The organism is Streptomyces sp. NPDC046876 (assembly GCF_040645035.1).
Lineage (GTDB): Bacteria > Actinomycetota > Actinomycetes > Streptomycetales > Streptomycetaceae > Streptomyces.
Map to the genome: position 1 here is coordinate 18,534 of NZ_JBEYXK010000009.1, position 19,205 is coordinate 37,738.

The window sequence follows — 19,205 nt, forward strand, 5'->3', positions numbered from 1 at the left end:
AGTCGGACTTCTTCGGTGCCGCGAAGGACTCGGCCGCGGTGATCTACAGCACCCGCTTCGGCAACCCGGGCGACATGCCCCTCCCCGGCCAGTGGTAGCAGCCGGGCGATGACTCCGCATGAAGGCGACACCGAGCGCAAGCCGCCGGTGTCGCCTTCGGCGTCGCGGCACCCGCGTCATCACGACACTGCAGGACCGACGACCGGCTCGGCGGGCCGCGTCACCTCCCGGCCACCCGGTGTCCGCCGGCCGGCCCCCTTTCCCGGTGGGGATTGTCGGCGCGACGTGGTGTGATGGGGGCATGATCGAACAGTTCCTCGCCCGCGACCTGTCCGCCGTCGAAGAAGCCGTCCGCAAGGCCGCGGCTGCGGAGATCATGCCGAGATTCCGGCAGCTCGCCGAGCACGAGGTGGTCGAGAAGAGCGGCCCGCACGATCTGGTCACCGTCGCCGACCGCAAGGCAGAGGAGCACCTCACGGCCTCCCTGACCCGGCTCCTGCCCGGCTCCGCCGTCGTCGGCGAGGAGGCCGTGCACGCCGACCCCACCGTGTACGGGGCGCTGCGCGCCGACGCCCCGGTGTGGATCGTGGACCCCGTCGACGGCACCCGCCAGTTCGTCGCCGGCGACCCCGCCTTCTGCACCCTGGTCGCCCTCGCCCACCGCGGGGAGGTCCTCGCCTCCTGGACCTTCGCCCCCGCCCTGGACGAGCTGGCCACCGCCGTGCGCGGGCAGGGCGCGTACCTGGGCGGGGAGCGCCTGGCCTGCGGCTCCCCGCAGCCGGGCGCCGAGCTGCGGGTCGCCGTGGCCCACCCGCTGTACACCACCGACAAGGACAAGAAGGTCCTCTCCCGCCTGGACGTGCCGGGCGTCTCGCCCCGCCCGTGCGGCTCGGCCGGCCTGGAGTACCTGAAGGTGGCCCGCGGCGCGGTCGACGGCCTCGCCTTCACCTGGCCCTCCGCCTGGGACCACGCGGCCGGCCTGCTGCTGGTCGACGAGGCCGGCGGCGCGCAGACCACCGTCGCCGGGGTCCCGTTCCGCATCGACCGGGACAACGAGCTGCCGTTCGCGGTGGGCCGCGACGAAGCCACCGCGCTGCGCATCCGCGACCTGCTGCGCGAGGCGTAACCAGCCGTAGGAAAGGGCCGGATGGCCGGCCGGAATATCCTGGGGGCGAAGCCGCCGCCGGACGAAGGGGTCTCAAGGTGCCGTCGATTCTCGATGCGGTCGTGGTGGGGGCGGGGCCCAACGGGCTGACGGCCGCCGTCGAACTGGCCCGGCGCGGCTGCTCGGTGGCCGTCTTCGAGGCCGCGGGGGCGGTCGGCGGCGGAGCCCGCACCGAGGAGCTCACCCTCCCCGGCTTCCACCACGACCCCTGCTCCGCGGTGCACCCGCTCGGCATCGGCTCGCCGGCGTTCTCCGCGATGCCGCTGAAGCGGTACGGGCTGGAGTGGCTGCACGCCCCGCTGCCGATGGCCCACCCCTTCGACGACGGGACGGCCGCCGTGCTGTCCCGCTCCGTCGCCGAGACGGCGGCCTCGCTCGGTCCGCGCGACGCGGGCGCCTACCGGCGACTGGTCGAGCCGTTCACCCCGAAGTGGGACAGCCTGGTTCGGGACTTCATGGCCCTGCCCTCGACCGCCCTGCCCCGCGACCCGGTCACCCTCGCCCGCTTCGGGCTCGTCGGACTGCCGCCGGCCGGCTGGCTGCTGCGGCGCTTCCACGACGAGCGGGCCAAGGCCCTGCTCTCCGGGCTCGCCGCCCACGTCATCGCCCCGCTGGACGGCATCGGCACCGGAGCCGTCGCCCTCGTCTTCGCCCTGGCCGCGCACGCCGTCGGCTGGCCGATGGCGCGCGGCGGCTCGCAGTCGCTCTCCGACGCCCTCGCCGCCTACCTCGCCGACCTCGGCGGCACCGTCCACACCGGCTTCGAGGTCAAGCGGCTCGACGACCTCCCGCCGGCCCGCGCGTACGTCTTCGACACCTCGCCGACCGCGCTGGCCCGCATCGCCCGCCTGGGGCGCACGTACGACGGCTACCGCTACGGCGCCGCCGCCTTCAAGATCGACTACGCCCTGTCGGGCCCGGTGCCGTGGACCGCCGAGGAACCGCGCCGCGCCGGCACCGTGCAGATCGGTCCGCGCGCCCGCGACATCGACGCCGCCCTGCAGCTCGCCACCGGCGGGCGCGCCCCCCGCAACCCCTTCCTGATCACCGCCCAGCCCAGTCTGGTCGACCCGGGCCGCGCGCCCGAGGGCAAGCACGTCTTCTGGGCGTACGGGCACGTGCCCGCCGGCTGGGAGGGCGACCTCACCGACGCCGTCGAACGCCAACTGGAGCGCTTCGCCCCCGGCTTCCGCGACCTCGTCCTGGCCCGCGCCACCGCCGGCCCGCCGCAGCTCGCCGCCCGCAACCCCAACTACATCGGCGGGGACATCGCCTGCGGTGCCGCCACCGGCCTGCAGCTCCTGCTGCGCCCGAAGCTCTCCCTGTCCCCGTACACCACGCCCCACCCGGCCGTCTTCCTCTGCTCCTCCGCCACCCCGCCCGGCCCCGGCGTCCACGGCATGTCGGGCCACAATGCGGCCAAGGCGGTCTGGCGGCACCTGCGAAAGGAGTCCTGATGGTCCGCATCACCCTCGTCCAGGGCGACATCACCGCCGAACACGCGGACGCGGTGGTCAACGCCGCGAACTCCTCCCTGCTGGGCGGCGGGGGAGTGGACGGCGCCATCCACCGGCGCGGCGGCCCCGAGATCCTGGAGGCCTGCCGCGCCCTGCGCGCCTCCCACTACGGCAAGGGCCTCCCGACCGGACAGGCCGTCGCCACGACCGCGGGCCGCCTCCCGGCCCGCTGGGTGATCCACACCGTCGGCCCGGTCTGGTCCCGCGAGGAGGACCGCAGCGCCCTGCTGGCCTCCTGCTATCGCGAATCCCTCCGCGTGGCCGACGAACTGGGCGCCCGCACGGTCGCCTTCCCCGCCATCTCGACCGGCATCTACGGCTGGCCGATGGACGACGGCGCCCGCATCGCGATCGAAACGGTCCGCACGGCGAAAACCGCCGTCGAGGAGGTCAGATTCGTCCTCTTCGACGACGCGGCCTACAGCACGTTCGCCGCCCGGCTCCCCTCCCCGTAGCCGACGGCGGGGGATTCCCCGTTGCGATGCGGGCAGCCGCGAGCGGGCCGCCTGCGTGCACGTGCCCGACGCTCGCCGGAGCCCGCGGCCGCGGTGCCGGTGCCGGTGTCCGCCGAGCGGTTCGCCGTGTCGCTTACCCGCAGTCACCCAGGACCGACCCGGACCCGTCGGGGGTGAACGCGGCCCACAGCGTGAACAGTTCCAGAAGGATCGCCGGCACGTTGAACCACACGACGACGTAGGCGGCGAGCCCCGGCCGGGTCTCCCGGATCCGGAGGCCGTGGCGCCGACGGATCCGTCGGGCGAGCAGTACGCAGAGGAGTACTGCCGCCACACCGAGGGCCGGACCCGCCCAAGCAGTGACGTACTCGCCCGGCGGGCGGGCCATGAGTCGGCATGCCCGCTGCTGCTCGTCGACCCAGTCCTGGTGGATGACCTGGACGTACCGGGAAGTGACGACGCCGAGTACAGCCAGGACCGGGACGAGCAGTGCTGCGCACACCGTGCCGGGCGAGAGGCGCCGCACCCTCACGGCGTCGGGGAGCACGGCGGGAGAGGGGGCGGTTTCCATCAGTACTGTCCAGACTCACGTTCTGAAAGGAACTGGTGTGCCGGCTCAGTCGGAAGCCGTACAGGTTGCCCCCGAAGGCTACCGGTGTTCGTCGCGGAGGTGGGGTGGGAGGCTCGGGAGGGGTGTGGGGCGGCGCCGGCGGCGGAGCCAGACGTAGAGGGCCAGGCAGGGCACGAGCAGTCCGAGGACGGTGAGGGTGAGGAAGGCGGGGAAGCCGCTGATCCGCCCGACCAGCCAGGAGAAGTTCTGGCCGAAGAAGCCGACCACGAAGGACAGCGGCAGGAAGACGGTCGCGAGGATCGTGAGCTGCTCCATCGTGGCGCTCTGCCGCAGGTTGATCTTGTTCTGTTCGACGGAGATCACCGCGATGTTCGCTTCGAGGACGGTGGCCAGCAGGTCGCGCTGGGCGGCCACCTCCTCGTTCACCAGCAGCAGGTGGTCGTGCACGTTGTGGAAGTACGGCAGCAGCTCGGCCGGCGACCTGCCCGGCTTGAGCAGGCGGGAGAGCACCGCGAGCAGCGGGTGCACGGCGCGGTAGAAGTCGGTGGCCTCGCGCCGCAGGAAGTAGATGCGCTCGGTCGGGGCGACCGCGCCGGAGAACACCGTGGCCTCGATCTGCTCGATGTCGCGGTCGAGTTCTGCGACGACCGGCGCATAGCTGTCGACGACCTGGTCGAGGATGGCCCACAGGGTCGAGGCGCTGCCGGTGCGCAGCAGTTCGGGACGCCGTTCGAGCCGGCTGCGGGCCCCGTGCAGCTCGCTGGCGATGCCCTGGCGCACGGTGATCACGAAGTGTTCGGAGAGGAAGACGCTGATCTCGCCGGTGTCGATCTCCTCGCGCTCGTCGTCGTAGCGCGCGGTGCGCAGGATGATCAGCTCGGTCCCGTCCTCGTACTGCTCGGCCTTCGGCCGCAGGTGGAAGGTCCGGGCGTCCTCGACGGCGAGTTCGTGCAGGCCGAAGCTCTCGCGGACCCTGTCCATCTCCTCCGAGCGGGGTTCGAAGAGGCCCAGCCAGACGAATCCGCCCTGCTCGCAGCATGCGGCCGCCCGGTCCAGCGACATCGGGCCCTCCTGCTGGCGGCGCCCGTCGCGGTAGTGCGCGCAGTCCACGATCATGGTGTTCCTCCTCGCGTCCGGCCCACGGGCTCCAGATGCCGTACGGATGCAGATGTGCCGTACGGATGGCATACAGCCATGGTGGGTGATGGGCGCGGGCGCCGCGGGGAGGGGGCCGTGAGGTGCACCCGCGGGCTGCGCCGCGGCGCTCGCGGCCGGCCCGGAGGGCGGGGGGCCGGGGGCACGAAAACGACCTACGAAGCGGGCTCCCTGCGCCGGCATGGTCCGGATCAGGTGATGGAGGTCGCCTTCGGGTCTTCCCGACCTTCAGGCCTCTCAGCCCGACCGTCGACGTCGGTCCCAGCGGACGTGAACACCTTCCGCCGAAATCGGCTACTCCGGTCGAACTCCCTCGCTCGCCTCGTAGGCCTACCAACAGAGTAGTCCCACATCCCCGGGAGGAATAGAGGAAAAGTTCTGTTTGTTTGCTTTTGTCTTCTCCGGGGTTCCCGGGACCTAGACTGGCAGCAGCACTCCCCTCCACTGCACGCCCTGTCGGCCGGTCCGACAGGATTCGACGGGAGGTGTCCGTCGTGGCCGCAGCGCCCCTCACGCGCGGGTCCGGCGCCACCGCCTGGGCGCCCGAGCCGGTCACCGCCGACCCGTACAACGCCCAGACGCCCTGGGCGGCGCTGGCCGAGCCCGTCACTCCCGTGGAGGCCTTCTTCGTACGCGACCACTTCGGCATCCCGGACGCGGATCCCGGCCGCTGGCGCATGCGGATCGGCGGAGCCGTGGCCGCGCCCCTCGACCTGGGCTACGCGGAGCTGTGCGCGATGCCGTACCGGGAGCTCGACGTCGTCCTGGAATGCGCGGGCAACGGCCGCAGCCTGATGCGGCCCCGCCCCACGGGCCTGCCCTGGGGCCAGGGCGCGGTCGGGTGCGCGCACTTCGCCGGGGTGCCGTTCCGCTCCGTCGCCGACCGGGCCCGGATCGACGCGGCCGCCGTGGAGGTCGTCTTCTGCGGGGCCGACTCGGGTACGGTGCACGGCCGCCGCACCGCCTTCGAGCGCAGCCTCCCGCTCGCCGCGGCCCTGCACCCGGACACCCTCCTCGCCACGCACATGAACGGGGAGCCGCTGGCGCCCGAGCACGGGGCGCCCGTCCGCCTCGTGGTCCCCGGCCGGTACGCGGTCGCCGACGTGAAGTGGCTCGTCGGGGCCCGGGCCGTCACGGAGCCCTTCACCGGCCCCTTCCAGACGGAGGAGTACCTCTACACCGCCTCCCGCGGCACCCCCGACGGGCCCGTGACCACGGTCCGGGTCAAGTCCCTCGTCACCGCGCCGGCGCCCGGCTCGGTGCTGCGGTGCGGCGCGGAGACCCTCGTACGGGGGTGGGCCTGGTCGGGCGGCGGCGTGGCGGTCCACCGCGTCGAGGTACGGGTCGAGGGCGAGGGCGCCGGCGGTGCCCCCTCGTGGGAGGAGGCCCGGCTCGAGCCGGCGCTCGGGCCGTACGGCTGGCAGGAGTGGACCCATCCGTGGACGGCGCCCCTGCGGCCCGGGCGGTACCGGCTGCTGGCCCGCGCCACCGACGAGGCCGGGCACACCCAGCCGCCCCGTGCGCCGTGGAACGCCCACGGGTACGGGTGCAATCCGGTGGCCTCGGTGGAGGTCGTCGTGGAATGACCGGCCCGGCCTGACCCCGCCCGGCCCGTCTGGCCCGACCCCCGGCCCGAGTGGCCCGACCCCCGGCCCGCCCGGCTCAGCGCAGGGCCGCCAGGACCCGGCTCGTGCCGTGCTGCCAGACCGTGCCGACGTGGGTGAAGCCCGCCTCGTGGAGCAGGGCCGTGTGGGCGGCGACCGGGAGATCGGCGGAGGAGCACGGCGGGTGGCCGGGGGAGTCCGCGCGGGGCAGGAGCGCGGCCAGTTCCGGGTCCTCGGCCGCCCCCGACCACCACGACGCCCAGTCCTCGTGCGTGAACGCCAGGTTCCGCTCGCAGTGGCGGCGGCCGATGTCGGCCGCGAGGGCGCGGATCCCGGCGGAGTCGGGGGCGATGTGGTCGCCGTTGACGAGCACGCCGCCCGGGCACAGCCGTTCGGCCAGGTCCCGGTAGACCCGGCGCAGGGCGTCCTCGCTCAGGTAGTGCAGGGCGGTGGTGGAGACCGCCGCGTCCAGCGGCCGGTCCAGACCCAGCCCGTCCAGCCAGCCGGGCGCCCCGATCAGGGCCTGTACGTGGCGCAGCCGGGCACTGCCGTAGTGGGCCCGGCCCAGCTCCAGCAGCAGCGGGTCCGCGTCCACCGCGAGCACCTCGGCGTCGGGCAGCCGGTCGGCCAGCAGCGCCGCCAGCGCGCCCGGGCCGCTGCCGAGGTCGAGGACGAGCCGCCCGGGGCCGCCCCGCGCGCCGGTGCGGACGCCCGTACGGGCCCGCGCCGGTGCCCCCGTGGTGTGCTCGACGACGTCCGCGATGACGGTGAACCGCTCCGCCCGGTCCACGGCGTACCGCTGCTGCTGGCACTCCCAGCGCTCCACCCAGTGCGCAGCCGTCGCGGTGCTCACGCTGCTCACCCGGCTCGCCGTGCTCTCGCTGCCGCTCATAGTGAAAATCATTGCAGTGTGGCGAGGGCGGTGAGCAACTTCTCCATCTCTTCGAGTGTGTTGTAGACGTGCAGGCTGACGCGGACCGAGCCGCCCTCCGGCCCCGGCCCCGCCTGGCAGTGGTCGTCGCAGCGCACCATGAACCCGTGGCTGAACAGGATGAACCCCAGATCCTGCGAGCCGATCCCGCGGTGCCGGAACGTGACGATGCTGCCCCGGCGCTGCACGGCGGTGTCCGCCGCCAGGCTGGTTCGGCAGCCCAGCACCTCGTACGCCGGCATCCGGCTCAGCCCGTCCGTCAGCACCGACGCCAGCGCCGCCGTCCAGCGCCCGATCCGCTCGGTGCCGGCGGCGTCCAGCCAGTCCAGGGCCGCCGCCAGGCTCACGATGCCGGCCGTGTTCGGGGTGCCCTGCCAGCCGCCGGGCACGAAGGACGGGCCGCGCTCGCCCCGGGCCCAGACCGCGCCCGTTCCCGGCAGGGCGAGCGCCTTGTGCCCGGAGAAGACCAGGAAGTCCACGTCCAGCCCGGCCAGGGACACCGGCTGGTGGCCGACGCTCTGCGCCGCGTCCAGGCAGATCACCGGATCCGGGCCGACCGCCTCCCGGATCCGGTGGACGTTCATGTCGGCCCCGTACACGTGGTGGACGTGCGTGGCGGCCACGAACCGCAGGCGCGGGCCGGCCAGCGCCGCCAGTGCCGCCGGATCGTAGTCCCCGGACCCCTCCTGGCAGGGCAGTGCCCGTACGGCGATCCGCACGCCCTGCCGGGCCAGCACGTCCCGGGCCTCCAGCCAGGGGTCGAGATTGGCGCGGTGGTCGCCGAACGGGACCACGATCTCGTCGCCGTCCGCGAGCAGCCCCGGCAGCCAGTCCCGGGCGACGGTCCGCAGCCCCTCGGAGGTGCCGCCGGTGAAGTGCACCGACGAGCGCCGCGGGGCCGGGTCGCCCAGGAAGGCCTTGACCCGCTCCCGGGCGGCCTCCACGCGCGCCGTCGTGTGGTTGGCCCAGGGGTAGGAGCCGCGCCCGGCGTTGGCGTTGGAGGTGGTCAGGTACGAGGCCACCGCGTCCAGGACCGGCTGCGGCTTCTGCGCGGTGGCCGCACTGTCCAGGTAGGCCGCCGGCGGCCCGGAGCCGTCCCCGCGGCCGTCCCCATGGCCGTTCGCCCCCGCGAGGATGGGGAACTGCGCACGCAGCGGCCGCTGCCAGCCGGCGAGCGCGGCCAGCTCCCTGCGCGGATCGGGCGTCGCGGCGGCCACGTCAGTCACGCACCAGCGGGGCGCCGGCGTCCCGCCAGGCGATGATGCCGCCCGCGAGGCTCCGTACGTCCGGATGGCCCATCCGGGTGAGCAGCGCCGCGTACCGCAGGGACTTCTCCCCGACCGGGCAGGCCAGCAGCACCGGCCGGCTCGCGCTGAACGGCATCCCGCCCCGCACCAGTTCCGCGAACAGCTCGTCCACGATGTTGACGGAGCCGTCGATGTGCAGGGCCCCGTACGCGAACGGGCCGCGCAGGTCCACCACCAGCGGCTTCCCGCTCTCGACCCAGGGGCGCGCATCGGCCGGCTCCATGGACCGTACGGCCGCCAGCTCGGCGGCGGTGACGTGCTCGACCGCGTTGCGCACGGGCGGGCGGCCCAGCAGCTCGGGCCGGCGCCGGCGCACGTACCCCATGTAGCTCTCGGTCCGGTCGCACACCAGGAACACCGCGGTCCGGCGCTCCGTCAGCCCGGTGTCGAGGGCCCGCAGGTGGCGCACCGCGCCGTGGTACGCGGCCCCGCCGGTCGGCCCCGACAGCAGGGCGCAGCGGCGCAGCAGCACCAGCATCCCGTCGAGCGCCTCGTCGGAGTCCACCGTCTCCAGGGCGTCGTACACCGCCGGGTCGAACAGGCCCACCTCCTGCACCTCGTCGGCGGTGCGGATCCCGGGGATGAAGTCCGACTTGGCGCCGACCAGGCCGACGACCCGCACCGCGGGGTCGTGGGCGCGCAGGGCGCGGGCGACCCCGGTGGAGGAGCCGGCGGTGCCCACGCAGGCGATGAAGAAGTCCGGGGCGCGGCCGTCCAGGTCGGCGATGATCTCGGGGCCGGTGCCCTGCGCGTGCGCGTCGGCGTTGAGCGGGTTGAAGTACTGGTCGGTGTGCAGGTGGGCGCTGCCCGGCCGGGTCAGCTCCCGGTGGAAGACGGTCAGCGGATCGGAGGTGTCGGTCGGGTCGAGGCACTCGCTCTGCCCGGGCAGCTCCTCGATCTGCGCGCCGAGCAGGAGCAGCAGGTCCTTGATCTCGGGGACCCGCATCCGGTTGGTGACGCTCTTGAACGGCAGCCCGTACAGGCCCGCGAGCAGCGCCAGGGCCTTGGCCGTGTTGCCGCTGGACAGCTCGACCACGGTCTCGCCGCGGGCCGCGGCCCCGGCCAGCCGGCCGCGGACCATGTTCCAGGCAGCGCGGTCCTTGAGCGAGCCGAAGGGGTTGAGCATCTCCAGCTTGGCGTACAGGTCGATGTTGCGCAGGCCGTGCACATCCGGATCGATGCGCACCAGCGGGGTGTTGCCGATGGCCTCGGTGATGCTGTCGTACCGCAACTGTCATCCCCCCGTTTCGGTGACCGGCCAGTACTCCTCGTCCAGGCACCAGCGCCAGGCTCCGCCCTCCTCTCCCGCCGCCCTGACGGCGACCTTGCGGGCCGGCGGCTGCCGCTGGGCCCTGGTGGCGGTGAAGTCCATGCAGTACCCGGCCGTGTTGGGGAAGGCCAGCAGGTCGCCGGCCCGCGGCAGGCGGGGCAGGAAAACGGTCCGGCGGGTGATCAGGTCGGCCTCCAGGCAGAGGCTGCCCATGAGGTGCACGCCGACGGGGCCCCGGCCGCCCGCGCCGCCGGAGGTGCCTGTGGGCGCGTCGGGGGACGCCCCGGCGGACGTGTCCTGGGACGCGCCGGCGGGCGTGCCGTCGCGGCCGACGAGGACCGGGTCGACGAGCACGCCGTGGTCCTCCAGGCCGACGTCGCCGGCGTTCAGCGCGAGCCGCACGCGCGGCGGGCCCTCGGCGTCGGTCCGCACCTCCAGCACCCGGCCGAGCGTCAGCCCGCACTGGTCCACCAGGGCCCGGCCGGGCTCTGCGTACAGGTCGCACAGGCTCTCCAGCAGCAGGGTGCCCAGGGTCCGGCCCAGCGTGGGCGCCGGGCGGGACAGCAGCTCGTCGAGGTACGCGGGCCCGGCGGCCGGCCGGTACGCGGGGTACAGGGCGAGCGCGCCCCTGAGGGTGCCGTGCTCCACGCGCAGCCCGTAGCCGTGGCCGCCCCAGGTCAGCGGGGGGCGGCGGCCGAGCGCGGCCTCGGTGAGGGCGGTGGTGTAGCGCTCCCACTGGGCGGCGTGGGCCAGGTAGCTCACGCCGAAGCCGCCCCCGACGTCGACGGCCCGGGGCGTGAAGCCGCGTAACCTCAGCTCCTCCACGGCGCGCAGGCAGCCCTCCAGGGCGGTGGCCTTCTCGTCGGTGCTCGTGGTGTCCAGGTGGTAGCCGACCCCGACCGGCTCCACGGCGTCGCGCAGTGCGTCGAGCAGGTCGAGCAGCGGGCCGAGGGCCTTGACCGCGGTGCCGAAGCGGCTGCTCCGGGAGAGCGTGCGCGGCCCCGCGGTCTCGAATCCGGACAGCCGCAGCAGGACGCGCAGGCGGGGCAGCCCGTACGAGCGCACCAGCCGCGCGGCCCGTTCGAGCTCTCCCGGCCCGTCGGCGTTCACGGTCACTCCGGTGCGCGCGGCCAGCCACAGGAACGCGGGGTCCTTCGGGCCCGTCGCCATGATCCGGTCGGGGGTGAACCCGGCCCCGAGGGCGTGCTGCAGCTCCTGCAGCGAGGCGGCGTCCAGTCCGGCGCCGGTGTGGGCGGCCAGGTGCCGGACCAGGGCGCTGGAGCCGGTGGCCTTGTGCGCGAAGAAGATCCGCCCGGAGAGGTGGTGGCGGCGCAGGACGGCCTCGAAGCCGGCCGTGTTGTGCTCGGTCTCCGCAGGCAGGACGACGCCCAGCGGCGAGCCGAGCGCGTCCACGAGGCCGTGCAGGAACGGCCCGGAGCGCAGCAGGGACGCCGGGCCCGTGGTGAGCCGCGGCTCCAGGTACAGAGGGGCGTCGTACACGTCGTACAAAGGGGCGTCGCTCATCCCGGCCGTTCCGTCCCTCCCCGACGGCGCCGTCGGCGGACCCGGGGCCCGCGGCCCCGCGGTGCCGTGGTCCCGCGGTGCTGCGGCCCTGCCGTGCCCGCCCTGCGCGATCGATCATTCGTCCGGCTCGGGCCATCATCGCTCCGTTCGGGCGGCAGCTGAAGGGTGCGCGGGAGCACGGGGGGCGGATGGCCGGATCACGACGGTGGTGAAAGGGGGTTCAGAGGGTGAGGCTCATCAGGACGTCGTCCCGGTCGTCGCCGGGAGCCACCCGCAGCGCCCCCGGCCACCGGCCGACCTCCTCCCAGCCCAGCCGCCGGTAGAAGTCCTCCAGGCCGCAGCCGGACCGGGCGCTGAGCTGGAGCCGCTCCAGGCCCATCTCGTCCCGGGCGATCGCGGCCACCCCCGTCATGAGGGCCGTGCCGATGCGGCGGCCGCGAAAGCGCGGGTGGGTCTGGACGTGGTTGACCACGCCGCAGTGGGCGATCAGCGGATGCGGATCGTGGTGCAGGACCAGCCAACCGGCGAGGCTCCCTGCGCAGCGGGCCACGAGCAGCCGGGACCGGTCCGGGTCCAGCCCGCGTACGAGCCGCTCCACCACCGGCGCCACGTCCGCCGGGCCCACGGGCGGCATGGGCAGCCCGGGTGCGATCACCGCGCCGCCCGCGTTGACCACGGCCGCCCAGCAGTCGACCACCTGTGCTCCGAGCCCGGGCGGCACACCGTCCGGGCGCGTCAGCTGTACGAGCTGCACCGGTTGCGGAAGATCCGGGCACCCGGGAGGCGGGGACGACGGCGGGGACGACGGCATGTCCCCCAGGGTCTCAGGAGCCGGCCGTGCCGGGGGAGGCTGCGGGCGCCCCCGTGCGCCCTTGGCCGGAAAGCGGCCCGGGAGGCGAGGGCGCCGGGAAGCGAGGGGGCCGGGAGGCGAGGGCGCCGGGAAGCGAGGGGGGCCGGGAAGCAAGGCGAAGCCGGGCCGCGCGGGCAGCCCGGGGTGTCCACAGGCCGGCCGGGGGTGTCGCAGGAGGTCGGTAGGCTTCCCGCATGACCCTTTCGGACGCGTCCCCGCGCACCCACGATGCCCTGGAGGTGCTGCACCGCGTCTTCGGGTACGACTCCTTCCGCGGTGAGCAGCAGCAGATCATCGAGCACGTCGCGGGCGGCGGCGATGCGCTGGTGCTGATGCCGACCGGCGGCGGCAAGTCGCTCTGCTACCAGATCCCCGCGCTGGTCAGAGGCGGCACCGGCGTCGTGGTCTCGCCGCTGATCGCGCTCATGCAGGACCAGGTGGACGCGCTCACCGCGCTCGGCGTGCGAGCCGGGTTCCTGAATTCCACGCAGGGCTTCGACGAGCGGCGCACCGTCGAGCAGCTCTTCCTCGCCGGCGAGCTGGACCTGCTCTACCTGGCCCCCGAGCGGCTGCGCACCGAGGGCACGCAGCGCCTCCTCGACCAAGGCGAGGTCTCGCTGTTCGCGATCGACGAGGCGCACTGCGTCGCCCAGTGGGGCCACGACTTCCGGCCCGACTACCTCGCCCTGTCGATGCTGCACGAGCGCTGGCCCAAGGTCCCGCGGATCGCCCTGACCGCGACGGCCACCCCGGCGACGCACGCCGAGATCTCCTCCCGACTGGGGCTCGGCGAGGCCCGGCACTTCGTCGCCAGCTTCGACCGGCCGAACATCCAGTACCGGATCGCCGCCAAGAACAACCCGCAGAAGCAGCTGCTGGAGCTGATCCGCTCCGAGCACGAGGGGGACGCCGGCGTCGTCTACTGCCTCTCGCGGGCCTCCGTGGAGAAGACCGCCGCCTTCCTGGTGGAGCAGGGAATCGACGCGGTGGCCTACCACGCGGGCATGGACGCCGCCGCGCGCGCCGCGAACCAGTCCCGCTTCCTGCGGGAGGACGGGATCGTGGTCGTCGCCACGATCGCGTTCGGCATGGGCATCGACAAGCCGGACGTGCGGTTCGTGGCCCACCTGGACCTGCCGAAGTCGGTCGAGGGCTACTACCAGGAGACCGGCCGCGCCGGCCGTGACGGCGAGCCGGCCACCGCCTGGCTGGCGTACGGGCTCCAGGACGTGGTGCAGCAGCGCAAGCTGATCGAGGGCTCCGAGGGCGACGAGGCCCACCGCCGATCCCAGAGCGCCCACCTCGACGCGATGCTCGCGCTGTGCGAGACCGTCGAGTGCCGGCGGGTGCGGCTGCTGGCGTACTTCGGCCAGGAGTCCGGGCCGTGCGGAAACTGCGACACCTGCCTGACCCCGGCCGAGTCCTGGGACGGCACGGTCGCCGCGCAGAAACTGCTGTCCGCGGTGTGGCGGCTGGCGCGGGAGCGGCGCCAGAAGTTCGGCGCCGGCCAGATCATCGACATCCTGCAGGGCAAGAAGACGGCCAAGGTCATCCAGTTCGACCACGACCAGCTGTCCGTGTTCGGGGTCGGCGCCGACCTGGGCACCGCCGAGTGGCGCGGGGTCGTACGGCAGCTGCTGGCGCTCGGGCTGCTCGCGGTCGAGGGCGAGTACGGGACGCTGGTGCTGACCGAGGCCAGCGGGGAGGTGCTCGGCGGCCGCCGGAGCGTGCCGCTGCGCAAGGAGAAGGCGCCCGCCCAGCCGCGCAAGGAGTCCGGGGCGCGGTCCGGCTCCGGCAAGGCCGGCCGGGTGCCGGTGGACCTGCCGTCGGGTGCCGTGCCGGTGTTCGAGGCGCTGCGGGCCTGGCGGGCCGCGACGGCCCGGGAGCAGGGGGTGCCGGCGTACGTCGTGTTCCACGACGCCACGCTGCGGGAGATCGCGACGCGGCTGCCGGGGTCGGTGGAGGAGCTGTCCACGGTCAACGGCGTGGGCGAGGCGAAGCTGGCCAAGTACGGCGAGGGGATCCTGGAGGCCCTGGCCGACACCCGGGCCGCGGCCGCCGCGACCGCCCCGGCCGCCCCGGCGGACCCGCCCCCGCACGAGGAGGAGCCGCCCCCCGTCCCGGAGGACCTCGACCCCCCGTGGGACGACTGGGAGTAACAGGCCCCGCCCACCCCGAGGGCCCGGACCCGGCCGGGCCCCTGGGGCTCCGCCCCAGCCCCCGCGCCTCACATGCCGGCGGAGCCGGATGTGGCCGGCCCGCGGCTTCAGAGAGCCGGTCTGGGCCTGCTTTCGGAGCCGGGGTCGGCACATTCAGCCTCGCCGGCGATTGAGGCGCGGGGTCTGGGGCTGAGCCCCAGGGGCCCGGCGGAGCCGGGTTTTCCCCGACCCCGGTGCCAGCGGCAGTGGGCTGGGCCGGGCTAGGCCTCTGCAGGGGCGGCCTCCTCCTCCGGGGACTCGGCGTCGGCCAGACCGGCCTGCTCCGGGCACGGCGGGCACAGGCGGGTGTATTCCGCCATCACCTCCTCCACCGTTTCCTTCTGCTTGCGCTCGCACGCCTTGCGGCGGGTCTCCTCCTTGCAGGCGAGCTCGGCCCGCGCCCCCTCCAGCACCGCAATGGCCTGCCAGCCCTTCAGCACGCACAGCAGCGCCTTGCACAGGCAGTCCACGAACTCCGACACCGTCGAGAAGCCCCGCCACGCCTCCCGGATCCGCCGCAACAGCGCCAGCAGGCGCGCGTAGAGCCGTACGACGTCCTGCCCGAGCACCGGATCGCACACGTCCGCCAGCAGCTGCGCCGCGTCCGCCTTGATCTTCGCCGCGCGCTCCGGCAGGGCCGTCAACTCGCTCACCAGGGCCGTGAAGCACGCCGCCGCGCGCAGCGTGTCCGTCGTGTAGTGGGCGATGCGGGCGGAGAGCGTGGCGACCGTGTCGTCCGGGCCGACCGTGTCGGAGAAGTCGCAGCCGCAGTCCTCCACGCAGCAGCCCCAACTACCCGCGCACCGCCGGATCTCCTCGAAGACCCGGTCCACCGCCTGCCCCAGGCAGTGCCGCTGCTCGTGCGTGACCCGGCAGCGGATCTGCTCGCGGACCTTGCCGAGGGTGGTCCCGGCCTCGTCCAGGTCCGTCTTCGCGGCCAGCCGGGCCTTGGTGTAGCCGGTCCGGGCGCCGTTGAACCGCTCCTGGAACTCCCGTAGCTGCGGCAGGTGTTCCTGGGTGACCTCGGCCCGGCGCTGGATCCCCGTGGCGATGCACGCCAGTTCGTCGATGGCGCCGGCGTCGCAGCCGCCGCCGGCCGACTGGGTGTGGAGGGTGCTGCTCATCTTCGGCTCTCCTGGTCGATACGGGCAGGCGCACCGAGTGTGGGCCGGGCGGTGTCACCGGGCCGTCGCCACCCCCGCCGCACCCGCGGGCCCGCCGCAACGGCCCCGTGACGCGGTGGGCCGCAGCATCGCCGCATGGCTGGATACCGGGCACTCGCCGCCGTCGGGCGCAGCGTCGTCGCGCTGCTCAACCGGCGTTTCGCCGAGGAGATCCCCACGGGCCGCCGCCCCGAGGCCGTGCTCGCCGGGCCGGTGGACTTCGACAAGGTCGACGCCCCCGGCTCCGTCATCCGCAACCCGGCCGTGTCCGTGTACTGCTACCGCCTCAGCGTCGACCGCGAGACCCGGCCCGCCCTCGCGGCAATGGCCGCCCGGGACGGGCTGCCGCGGCTGCCGCTGCGCATGCACCTGATGATTGCCGCCTGGGACCAGTTCGTGGAGGCCGAGCTCGAATGGCTGGGCCTGGTCGCCCGCGTGCTGGAGAGCGAGGCCCTGCTCACCGGGCCGCTGCTGCACCCCAGCGGGGACTGGCTGCCCGGCGATTCGGTGCAGGTCGTCCCCGACGAGCTGGCCATGGACTCCATGAGCGAGGCCTTCCAGGCGATGACCACCGACTACCGGCTCTGCCTGCCGTACGTCGCCCGCGTCGTCCGCATCGACGGCCCGGCCGGGCCGGCCCCGGCCGCGGTCACCACGGTCGCCGCCGGACCTGTGGGGCGGGTGCCGTGAACCGGGACGGGGACGGGCAGGTGGACGTAGACGTGGACGTGGACGTGGACGTACTGCACCGCCTCGCCCTGGCCGTGCGCCCGCTCGACGCCCGCACCCGGGCCCCGGCCGGGCCGGGGCTGCGCGTCGGCTGGGAGAGCGGCCCCGTCCCGGGCCGCCGGCAGCGCACCCCCGGCGGCCTCGTCCGCCCTTTCGAGGGTCATGGTGCCGACGGGTTCGTCCTGCGGTACCCGTACACCGGCGGCCCGCCCGCCACCGTCACCGTCCGCATCGACGACCCCGCCCGCCGCTTTGTCCCGCGCCGCTTCCGGGTGCCGCTGTGGACCCGGGCCGAGCTCGCCGGGGCCGATGCCCGGCCGCCCACCGCCGCCCATGTCCGCGCCGACGCCCGGCTGCTGCTGCCCTGGCTGCTGCCCGGCCCCGCGTACCCGGTGCCGCAGGGCACGACCGGCCTCCGCTTCCGCGTCGCGTACGCCACCGGGCCCGCCGGCAGCGGCCCCGTGCGGTGGCCGCGCGTGGACGCCTTCGGGCCCGGCGGCGTTCCGCTCGGCTGGGCCCACGGCGACGAGCACGGCCAGGTGCTGCTGCTGATCGACGCGGTCGGCGTCCTGCCCTCGCCGGTGCCCTCCCGCCTCGACATCGCCCTGCGGACGCACGCTGCGGACCCGGAGCCGCCCCCGCCGGCCACGGGTGCGCTCCCGGGCCTCCCCACCGAGCCCGTCGACCGCAGCACCTCCCCGCCCCGCCCGCAGGACCTCGACAACGCGGTGCTGCGCGGGACCGCCCGGCCCGCCGGATACCGCACCGGCGCCGCCGACACCGTCCGCACCCTCACCGTCGGCCAGGTGGTCCCCGCCCCCGACCTGATCCACACCACCGCCTGACCCGCCCGACCCGTGTGTCCGAGGAGACCCGTACATGCCCGAGTACCTGACCCCCGGGGTCTACGTCGAGGAGACCAGCTTCCGCTCCCGGTCCATCGAAGGCGTGCCGACCAGCACCTTCGGCATGGCGGGGCGCACCGAGTACGGACCCGTGCCCTACACCCTGCCCAACGGCGGCCCCGCCGTCCTGCCCGGCCCCACCCTGGTGACCGGCTTCACCGAGTACGAACGGGCCTTCGGCGGGCTCCGGATCGGCGGCGCGGACTGCCAACTCGCCCTCGCGGCCCGCGCCTTCTTCGCCAACGGCGGGCGCCGGCTCTACGTCTCCCGGGTCTTCCCCTTCACCCGTACCGGCACAGGCACCGGCACCGGCGACCCCATCGACGTCCCCCGCAACTTCGCCTCCGTCTCCCTGCCCGCCGGGGCCCGCCCGCTGCTGCGCTGGTGGGCCCGCTGGCCCGGCTCCGCCGGGGCCCGGATCAGCGTCGCGGTGGCCTTCCGGCGCGGCAAGAACATCGTCGTCACGGGCGCCGACAACCAGCCGCGCCTCACCGGGGTCCAGGAGGGAGCGGCCGTCGAGACCGCCCCGCTGGACTCCGAGGGGCAGCCGCCCGTCCTCGGCGACGGCACCGCGCCGGTGCCGGGCAAGGTCCGCGTCGTGGTCCGCCGCGCCGACGGCGTCCTCGGCTACCGCACCGACCAGGGCGGCTTCGCTCCCGTACCGGCCGGCGAGGCGGCCTTCCACCTCACGCTCGCCGTCACCGTACGCCTCGACGACCGCGTCGACGTCTACAACGAGCTCGAACTCGACGACCTGCACCCGCGCTCCGTCGGCAACGTCCTCCAGGCCGCCGACCCGACCGACGAGTTCTCCCTCGTCCGGCTGGAGACCGTACCGCCCGCGGCCGGGACCCCCGCCACCCCGGGCGCCCTCCTGACCGCGTTGCTCGCGCCCGGTCCGGCCGGCGTCCACCTCGAGGAAGGCGGCGACGGGCGGCAGTTGGCCCCGGAGGACCTGGCCGGCAAGGAGGCCAACCCGGACAGCCTCACCGATCCCGCCCTCGGGCTCGGCGCGCTCGCCGAGATCGACGACATCGCCATCGTCGCCGCCCCGGACACCGTCACCCTCCCGCGCGAGCAGCAGAAGGCCGCGGTGGACCACCTGATCGGCCACTGCGAGAAACTCCGCTACCGGATCGCGATCGTCGACCCGCCCCCCGGCAGCTCGATCTCCGAAGTGCGCAGGTTCCGCGCCCAGTTCGACACCAAGTACGCCGCTCTCTACTACCCCTGGGTCAAGATCACCGACCCCGGCCGGCGTCCCGACCCCGGCGCCCCTCCGCCCGTCCTCGAGGTGCCGCCGTCGGGCTACGTCGCCGGCGTCTACGCCCGCAGCGACACCGAGCGCGGCGTGCACAAGGCCCCCGCCAACGAAGTCCTCCTCGGCGTCAACGACTTCACGGCCAACGTCACCTACGACCGGCAGTCCGTCCTCAACCCGGAGGGCATCAACGCCCTGCGCTTCTTCGAGGGCCGCGCCCGGCGCGTGTGGGGCGCCCGCACGATGAGCTCCGACCCGGAGTGGAAGTACGTCAACGTCCGCAGGCTCTTCATCTACCTGGAGCACTCCATCGAGAAGTCCACCCAGTGGGCGGTCTTCGAACCGAACAACGAGCGGCTGTGGGCCTCGATCCGGCAGACCGTCGAGGACTTCCTCTTCGCCACCTGGCGCACCGGCGCCCTGCTGGGCACCAAGCCGGAGGAGGCCTTCTTCGTGCGCTGCGACCGCACCACCATGACCCAGAACGACCTGGACAACGGGCGGCTGATCTGCCTGATCGGCGTCGCGCCCACCTATCCCGCCGAGTTCGTCGTGTTCCGCATCGGCCAGTTCACGGCCGACGCGCAGCGCAGCTGACCC

Annotated in this window: 16 protein-coding genes and 1 riboswitch; of the genes, 8 read left to right on the forward strand and 8 right to left on the reverse strand. The window is 74.4% G+C overall.

Features of this window, described 5'->3' with window-relative positions; all coding sequences use genetic code 11:
- Positions 1-301 precede the first annotated feature (301 nt).
- The 3 genes from ABZ924_RS08090 (at position 302) to ABZ924_RS08100 (ending at position 3,137) form a co-directional block, all read left to right on the forward strand.
- The gene (locus ABZ924_RS08090) at positions 302-1,126 is read left to right on the forward strand and encodes an inositol monophosphatase (RefSeq protein ID WP_361905754.1); all 825 of its coding nucleotides are present in this window, start codon (positions 302-304) and stop codon (positions 1,124-1,126) included.
- 77 nt (positions 1,127-1,203) lie between these two features.
- Positions 1,204-2,622, forward strand: a complete 1,419-nt coding sequence (locus ABZ924_RS08095) for an NAD(P)/FAD-dependent oxidoreductase (protein ID WP_361905756.1) — start codon at positions 1,204-1,206, stop codon at positions 2,620-2,622.
- A complete protein-coding gene (locus tag ABZ924_RS08100; protein ID WP_361905758.1) occupies positions 2,622-3,137 on the forward strand; it encodes an O-acetyl-ADP-ribose deacetylase in 516 nt (171 codons plus the stop codon). The genes ABZ924_RS08095 and ABZ924_RS08100 overlap by 1 nt, the downstream gene beginning before the upstream one ends.
- 133 nt (positions 3,138-3,270) lie before the next feature.
- Here ABZ924_RS08100 and ABZ924_RS08105 read toward each other — a convergent pair whose 3' ends face one another.
- Complete coding sequence (locus ABZ924_RS08105; protein ID WP_361905760.1) at positions 3,271-3,708, reverse strand: hypothetical protein; 438 nt, start codon at positions 3,706-3,708, stop codon at positions 3,271-3,273.
- A 78-nt stretch (positions 3,709-3,786) separates the two neighbouring features.
- Positions 3,787-4,824 carry a CorA family divalent cation transporter gene (locus ABZ924_RS08110; RefSeq protein WP_361905762.1) on the reverse strand — a complete coding sequence of 346 codons (1,038 nt, stop codon included), beginning with the start codon at positions 4,822-4,824 and terminating at the stop codon, positions 3,787-3,789.
- A gap of 190 nt (positions 4,825-5,014) precedes the next feature.
- Positions 5,015-5,188, reverse strand: a riboswitch (TPP riboswitch).
- A gap of 169 nt (positions 5,189-5,357) precedes the next feature.
- Between ABZ924_RS08110 and ABZ924_RS08115 the strand changes: the two genes are divergently transcribed.
- The gene (locus tag ABZ924_RS08115; protein WP_361905764.1) at positions 5,358-6,449 is read left to right on the forward strand and encodes a molybdopterin-dependent oxidoreductase; all 1,092 of its coding nucleotides are present in this window, start codon (positions 5,358-5,360) and stop codon (positions 6,447-6,449) included.
- A 76-nt stretch (positions 6,450-6,525) separates the two neighbouring features.
- Here the strand turns inward: ABZ924_RS08115 and ABZ924_RS08120 are convergent, their stop codons facing one another.
- From ABZ924_RS08120 to ABZ924_RS08140, 5 genes are all read right to left on the reverse strand, one after another.
- Positions 6,526-7,359 (reverse strand): class I SAM-dependent methyltransferase, encoded by an 834-nt coding sequence (locus tag ABZ924_RS08120; protein ID WP_361905766.1) that lies wholly within the window; start codon positions 7,357-7,359, stop codon positions 6,526-6,528.
- Positions 7,360-7,367: 8 nt separating this feature from the next.
- Positions 7,368-8,624 carry an aminotransferase class V-fold PLP-dependent enzyme gene (locus tag ABZ924_RS08125; RefSeq protein ID WP_361905768.1) on the reverse strand — a complete coding sequence of 419 codons (1,257 nt, stop codon included), beginning with the start codon at positions 8,622-8,624 and terminating at the stop codon, positions 7,368-7,370.
- On the reverse strand, positions 8,617-9,936 hold the full coding sequence (locus ABZ924_RS08130; protein WP_361905770.1) for a pyridoxal-phosphate dependent enzyme: 1,320 nt from the start codon (positions 9,934-9,936) through the stop codon (positions 8,617-8,619). The genes ABZ924_RS08125 and ABZ924_RS08130 overlap by 8 nt, the downstream gene beginning before the upstream one ends.
- 3 nt (positions 9,937-9,939) lie before the next feature.
- The gene (locus ABZ924_RS08135; protein ID WP_361905772.1) at positions 9,940-11,499 is read right to left on the reverse strand and encodes a Y4yA family PLP-dependent enzyme; all 1,560 of its coding nucleotides are present in this window, start codon (positions 11,497-11,499) and stop codon (positions 9,940-9,942) included.
- Between the two features lie 220 nt (positions 11,500-11,719).
- Complete coding sequence (locus tag ABZ924_RS08140) at positions 11,720-12,253, reverse strand: GNAT family N-acetyltransferase (RefSeq protein WP_361905774.1); 534 nt, start codon at positions 12,251-12,253, stop codon at positions 11,720-11,722.
- Positions 12,254-12,543: 290 nt separating this feature from the next.
- On the opposite strand from ABZ924_RS08140, the gene recQ reads away from it, so the two are divergent.
- The gene (gene recQ, locus ABZ924_RS08145; RefSeq protein WP_361905776.1) at positions 12,544-14,508 is read left to right on the forward strand and encodes a DNA helicase RecQ; all 1,965 of its coding nucleotides are present in this window, start codon (positions 12,544-12,546) and stop codon (positions 14,506-14,508) included.
- A 260-nt stretch (positions 14,509-14,768) separates the two neighbouring features.
- On the opposite strand, the gene ABZ924_RS08150 is transcribed toward recQ, so the two are convergent.
- On the reverse strand, positions 14,769-15,671 hold the full coding sequence (locus ABZ924_RS08150) for a hypothetical protein (protein ID WP_361905778.1): 903 nt from the start codon (positions 15,669-15,671) through the stop codon (positions 14,769-14,771).
- 135 nt (positions 15,672-15,806) lie between these two features.
- Between ABZ924_RS08150 and ABZ924_RS08155 the strand changes: the two genes are divergently transcribed.
- Genes ABZ924_RS08155 through ABZ924_RS08165 form a run of 3 tightly spaced genes read left to right on the forward strand, consistent with a single transcriptional unit; the run spans position 15,807 to position 19,202 of the window.
- Positions 15,807-16,400, forward strand: coding sequence for a DUF4255 domain-containing protein (locus tag ABZ924_RS08155; protein ID WP_361905780.1), 594 nt, complete (start codon positions 15,807-15,809; stop codon positions 16,398-16,400).
- A 20-nt stretch (positions 16,401-16,420) separates the two neighbouring features.
- Positions 16,421-17,284: a hypothetical protein gene (locus ABZ924_RS08160; RefSeq protein WP_361905782.1), complete on the forward strand. Its 864-nt coding sequence runs from the start codon at positions 16,421-16,423 to the stop codon at positions 17,282-17,284.
- A gap of 34 nt (positions 17,285-17,318) precedes the next feature.
- Positions 17,319-19,202, forward strand: coding sequence for a phage tail sheath subtilisin-like domain-containing protein (locus ABZ924_RS08165; protein ID WP_361905784.1), 1,884 nt, complete (start codon positions 17,319-17,321; stop codon positions 19,200-19,202).
- The last annotated feature ends 3 nt before the right edge of the window (positions 19,203-19,205 follow it).